The following is a 6,024-nucleotide window of genomic DNA, read 5'->3' on the forward strand; positions in this document are numbered from 1 at the left end:
ATATGAAAATTTTAAATTTATAAAGGAACTGCGTTCAGCATTAGATGATGCAGATCCGTATTTTTAATGTAAGGCTGTAAATGCTGACTTCCAGGTCCAAAGGCCGCTACTTCTACATAGTCTCCTGAATGGTCCATACTGATCCAGCCTACAGAATTCCGACTTTTCTGAATTTCTGAATACAGTTTGAACGGTAGTTTTTTATAATTATAAAGCCCCTCTTCTTTTTCAAGCCCATTGTAAAAACTTTGCAAATGTTTGGCTTCATCATCACTTAAAACAAGCTTATTAGCTTCAAATATCCAGTCTTTGATATCTTTAGCAGAATGATCTTTATGAATTTTATTCAGAATGTATTCATTGGTATATTGATAGTTTGAAATACTATTGAAATTTTTAGTGGTATCAGTGCCATAAATGGTTCCGGGATTGGCATTTCCATGATCTGTAGTGATAATCACTAAGGTATTTCCATCTTTTTCAGCAAAATCCATCACGGTTTTCACAGCTTCGTCAAATGCCAGCTGATCATGAATCAATGCGGCTATATCATTGGCGTGAGCAGCCCAGTCTACTTTCCCACCTTCTATCTGAAGAACAAAGCCTCCCGGATGTTCTTTCATCTGATCAATTGCTGCTGCTGTCATTTCTGCTAAACTGGGAGTTTTCCCAAATTCAGAAAGATTAGCTTTGTCAATGCTGTAGGGTAAAGCTCCTGTATTGAAGATTCCTAGTATCTTCTCTTCTTTTTTTATTGTTTTCAGATCTGTATGATTTTTCAGAATCTGATAATTCTTTTTTTTATAGACAGAATAAAGATCTTTCTGATCCTCTCTTTTTGAGGGATTGAAAAACTCATCCCCTCCTCCCATCAGAACATCTATTTCCAGTTCTGCATACATTTCAGCAATCTGAGGTTCTGCATTTCTTTTGGCAGAATTGATGCAGAAACCTGCAGGAGTAGCATGAGTAACTGTAACAGTAGTAACGCAACCAACTTTTTTCCCAACTTTTTTATATTTCTGCCATATGGGAATATGTTTTTCTCCATTAGCACCGATATTTAATACCCCGTTTTGTACTCTTATTCCTCCTCCAAAAGCCGAACTGGCTGCAGCAGAATCTGTTACAATTGAACTTGCAGAGGCTGTATCCATTAATGCTCTTGAAACTTTCTTCTCACGATATAAACTGAGCCAATGGCTTTCTTTGCCTAAAATATTTCTGGAATACAAATCTGCCATAGAAAGAGTTCCCAAGCTCATTCCATCACTGATCATGAATATTATATTCTTTGCTTTTCCGGTCCCGGATGGTTCAGTATTCCTTTTGGAACTCCAAAGTTCAGCGGGTGACAGGGATAATAGCCCTGAAAGCAGTGCAGAACCTTTTAGAAATTTTCTTCTATCCATATATTGTATCAATAAAGGCCTAAATTAGGATATATTTTTATTTAATGAAACTTAGTTGCGTTAATTAAAAGTTAATTTTATATCTGTTCGGGAAATGGATCTTCAAAATCTGCTTTCTGATCAAATAAATCTTTTTCATCATCATTGATCAGGCAGTCCGTGAGAGCCTGTAAGATCTCTTCTTCATTAAGATGTTGCCCAATGAAAACCAACTCATTCATTCTATCTCCCCAGTTTTTATCCCATCTGCTTTCAATAAATGCTTGATTTTCTATAAAAGAAGCATATTGCACCCTGTGGTTCAAAGGCATGCTACTCCACCAAACTCCTGCTTTCTCCAGGCGAAATGAGCCTCCTGCCTGAGAAAAATTCAGTGCATCATCAGGTCTGGATGCCAGCCAGAAAAGTCCTTTCGCTCTTAATATGCCTTCAGGATAATGATTGAGATATTTCCAAAGTCTCTCAGGATGAAAAGGTCTTTTATCTCTAAATACCAGAGAACCTATTCCATATTCTTCCGTTTCGGGAGTGTGGTGGCCGGATTGTAATTCTTTTTGCCAGCCTGCTGAGGGTTGTGCCTGATCAAAATCAAATAATCCTGTATTCAAAATATGTTTTGGATCAATTTGACCGAATTCTGATTCCAGAATATCCGCTTCAGGATTTAGCTTTCTAATTGCAGATTTCAAGAATCCAAGAGTATCCGGATCAATCAAGTCTGTTTTATTCAAAATAATAACATTGGCAAACTCTATCTGATCAGTAAGAAGATTGACAATGGTACGGTAATCTTCATCAATATCAGTAAGACTGCGATCCATTAATCGTTCATTAGAGGAAAAATCTTTCATGAAATTAAAACCGTCCACTACAGTTACCATAGTGTCTACATAGCTGAAGCGGGAGAGATCAATTCCACTTTCTTCATCAATATAGGTAAAGGTTTGGGCTACCGGAATAGGTTCACTGATTCCTGTACTTTCAATTAAAAGATAGTCGAAGCGGTTTTCATAGGCTAAACGTTCCACTTCTACCATAAGATCTTCTCTTAATGTACTGCAGATACATCCATTACTCATTTCTACCAGCTTTTCTTCTGTTCTTGAAAGAGTGTTTTGATTCTCAACCAGTCTGGCATCAATATTAACCTCACTCATATCATTGACAATAACTGCCACTTTTAATCCTTGCTTATTATGCAAAATATGATTGAGTAATGTTGTTTTTCCAGCGCCTAAAAAACCACTGAGGACCGTTACAGGAGTTTTTTATTCATGTTTTCCTAATGTTTATGTTTTTTTAAATTGATAAAATGTGCTGTAATCAGCCCCGCAGCTCCCGCATAGATCAATGGCAGATGAATTTCAAATATAAAATCAGTTAATATTGAAACGGCAATTAACCCGATTGAACCCCAGAATAAAATTGACAGCCAATGATTGGTCATATGCCTTGTTTGTCTGTATACCACAAAGGTTCCAATCAAAAGAAATGTAAGGTCGATATACGGATTATGTGATATTCCCAAAGGAATGATAAGCAATAAAGGGAAAACAATACAATGAATCAGGCATAAAACCGCGGCTGAGATTCCTACTGCATCAAGAAATTTAGACTTCATAAAAGATCAGGATTTGAATTTGTTATTGTAACTTTGTTGCAAATGTAAATATAAAAACCTAAATAACGCAACTTTGTTGCATTAAAATATGAAACAAGTCAGAAATACGCATGCCAAAACTGAAATTTTAAACCTTATTAATGGCTCAGAGGTAGCTTTAAGTCATTCTGATATTCAAAAGCAGCTAGGTGATTTGTGTAATAGAGTTACGATTTACAGGGTTTTGGAACGCCTTGAAAATGAAGGTGCTATTCACAGGATTGTCAATGTGGATGGTGTGGTTAATTTTGCAAAATGCATTGGGAAGTGTACTCATGAACAGCATTTTCATAACCATGTACATTTTAACTGTAAAAAATGTCATTCTGTGACGTGTATTGAGAATGCGATCCCGGAAATTAGCTTACCGGAGCATTTTATTGCTGAGGAATATAATTTTATTATCAGTGGAGTGTGTCCAAAATGTACGATGGAAGCATAAATAAATTCCAGATACAGATTTTAATTTCCTCTGTATGCAGAAGGTGTCATGCTGGTGTATCTTTTGAAAAACCGACAGAACAGTGATGATTCAGTAAAATTTAATACATCAGTAATTTCCATTACCGACAGATTGGTAGTTTTCAATAAAGATTTGGCTTGTGCTATAACCGCTTCATTGATCCAGACCAGGATAGACTTCCCTGTCTGTTTACGTATTATTGTAGTCAGGTATTTACTGGTGAGATGCATTTTCTGTGCATAAAAGGAAACACTTCTTTCTTCTTTATGATAGCGGTATAATAAATCAAAAAAAATAACTGTTAACTCTGTTGCTCTTGTATACCTTTGACCCTGTTCACCATTAGTAAAATATACATCTTTTACTTCTGCCAAAAGAGCTAACAACAGGAATTGAAGTATATCTGTCTTACTCCTGCTTTCTTCTCTATGATAATGCGTAGAAATACTCGTATGATGTTGTCTAAAGATCTCAAAACCTTCATTATTTAACCTGAGACATGGTATTTGCCTTACTTCGTGAAAAAACAGGTAGTTACTCGAAAGAGAATCTTTGGAAATAAAATCCAGATCGAAAAAAATAGTGTCTATATGCAGATCTTCAGATATCTCTATCGGTTCCATCATAGAACCGGGAAGTACAACCATCAGAGTATAGGGTTCCAATAGTCTTTTCTGAAAATTTATTTTCAGTTCTGCCCTCCCTTTTACACAGATGGCGCAGATAAAACCATTGACAGTATGCGGATAATTTGTTAACCCCTTTCGTACAGAATCTTCTGCTCTGTTTACGACAATTCCTTCTACATTCTGTAATCCTATTTTCTCAGACACATAAGATATACTGTAACTTTCAACATCTCTCACGCTTTCCATGCTATAAATTAAATTTCAGGTAAAGAAGATATTTATTTTCCAATAAAACAAACGTATTGCACATTTATTCTTCTTCCGGGATAATATGCTTCGATCACCGATCCGCTTACTTTGCATCAGAATAATTAATAAAGATTGAGTTATGAAAAAAAACATGGAAATACCATTGCCTTTATCATTGAAAGAGCGTGATCGTCGTTGGGATATTGCACGCATTATTATGAGAAAAAATGAACTGGACACTCTGATTATTTACGGAGACAGAGAATCTGCAGCACCTGCCCCGTTTTCTATTGATCATTATTTTACTAATGACAGACTTGGGTCTGTTGTGATATTTCACAAGGAAGAAAAGCCAATTGTTGTCACTTTTGCTTCAATGATGGTCGCTGACCATATGCAGGCTTCCCTTCGTGGAGATCAGCAATGGATTGAGCCTGAACAAATCTATGTTGGTAAAACTGGAGCCAGTATTGGAAATATCCTTAAAGAAAAAGGACTTTCAAATACACCTAAGATTGGAATAATCGGTTTAGAGCCTTACCCACCCTTCTATTTTGACGGAGCGCTCCCCCATCGAACATGGAAAGGGATCATGGAAGCCTTTCCAAATGCTGAAATAAAGCCCGTTTATATGGATTTTTTCAAACTGACTGCTCCAAAAAGTGATGAAGAACTGGCTTTAATCAGATATGCTGCCCACATTGGGGAAGCAATGAGTGAAGCCATGCGGATTACTGTTAAACCCGGAGTAAGTGAAGCTGAAGTAGCAGCTGCTATTACTTCAACCTGTATTTCAATGGGAGGGTTTACGGCTGAAATATTAATGGGATCAGGGCCTGAATATATTGGATGGGGGCCGCCTGCCTGGCAATATCGGTCACAGGCTCCTCGAATCATTAAAGAAGGAGACATTGTTTTATCTGAGATCTTTGCGCTGTATGGGATGTATGAAACTCAGCATCAGGCAGCAGTGGCAGTTGGAGATATTCATCCAAATCTTGAGCGTGCAGCCCTTGTCGCCAGTGCGTGTTATGAAGCAGGAGTTGATGTTTTGAAATCGGGAAAAACTTTTGGAGAAGTTGTTGATGTCATGGAAAGACCACTTTTAGAAGCTGGCGGATGGCATGTACATCCTTTGATTCACAGTATAAATCCTTATGGTCCTATTGGATTTGGAACCGCTCCGGGGATAGAAATACTCCCACAAGCTGCCCGATATGGAAATGTGGGGAGGTTACCCAATCCCGGCAGAGATTTAGTACTGGAGGAAGGAATGTGCTTTGCTTTTGAACCCAATTGTGCTTTTGGAAATCATCTTGCGAATATTGGAGGAACTGTAATTGTTGGCAGTGACAGAGGGATTGAGCTCAATACCAACTCTACTCATCTGATGAGGGCAGAATATTAATAAAACAGTAAGAGTAAAAAAGTTTTCTAAAAAATAGTCCTTCCGGCTGGAAGGATTATTTCTATATTATTAATAGCCACGAATGCACACTAATTATTTTATTTGTGTATTCTAAGACATATGCAAATTATATCTTGTTAAATTTACAAAAGGTTCCTCTCTTTTTACCACAGCAAATATTCTATAGATCAGTTTGCAACATA

General features: G+C 37.1%; 5 protein-coding genes and 1 pseudogene. 2 read left to right on the forward strand and 4 right to left on the reverse strand.

What is annotated here, in order from left to right:
• Window positions 1-17: 17 nt before the first annotated feature.
• The 3 genes and pseudogenes from DRF65_RS14840 to DRF65_RS14850 form a co-directional block, all read right to left on the reverse strand.
• Entirely contained in the window at window positions 18-1,412 is a 1,395-nt protein-coding gene (locus DRF65_RS14840; RefSeq protein WP_115971540.1) for an alkaline phosphatase, read from the reverse strand.
• 77 nt (window positions 1,413-1,489) lie between these two features.
• A pseudogene (locus DRF65_RS14845) lies at window positions 1,490-2,680 on the reverse strand (CobW family GTP-binding protein); the annotation flags it as partial.
• 14 nt (window positions 2,681-2,694) lie between these two features.
• The gene (locus DRF65_RS14850) at window positions 2,695-3,033 is read right to left on the reverse strand and encodes a MerC domain-containing protein (protein WP_115971541.1); all 339 of its coding nucleotides are present in this window, start codon (window positions 3,031-3,033) and stop codon (window positions 2,695-2,697) included.
• 88 nt (window positions 3,034-3,121) lie between these two features.
• Between DRF65_RS14850 and DRF65_RS14855 the strand changes: the two genes are divergently transcribed.
• On the forward strand, window positions 3,122-3,514 hold the full coding sequence (locus DRF65_RS14855; protein WP_115971542.1) for a Fur family transcriptional regulator: 393 nt from the start codon (window positions 3,122-3,124) through the stop codon (window positions 3,512-3,514).
• A gap of 20 nt (window positions 3,515-3,534) precedes the next feature.
• Here DRF65_RS14855 and DRF65_RS14860 read toward each other — a convergent pair whose 3' ends face one another.
• Entirely contained in the window at window positions 3,535-4,410 is an 876-nt protein-coding gene (locus DRF65_RS14860; RefSeq protein ID WP_115971543.1) for a helix-turn-helix domain-containing protein, read from the reverse strand.
• A 142-nt stretch (window positions 4,411-4,552) separates the two neighbouring features.
• On the opposite strand from DRF65_RS14860, the gene DRF65_RS14865 reads away from it, so the two are divergent.
• On the forward strand, window positions 4,553-5,821 hold the full coding sequence (locus DRF65_RS14865; protein WP_228438731.1) for a M24 family metallopeptidase: 1,269 nt from the start codon (window positions 4,553-4,555) through the stop codon (window positions 5,819-5,821).
• The last annotated feature ends 203 nt before the right edge of the window (window positions 5,822-6,024 follow it).

The sequence above is a fragment of the Chryseobacterium pennae genome, from assembly GCF_003385515.1.
In the GTDB taxonomy this organism is placed as follows: Bacteria; Bacteroidota; Bacteroidia; order Flavobacteriales; family Weeksellaceae; genus Chryseobacterium; species Chryseobacterium pennae.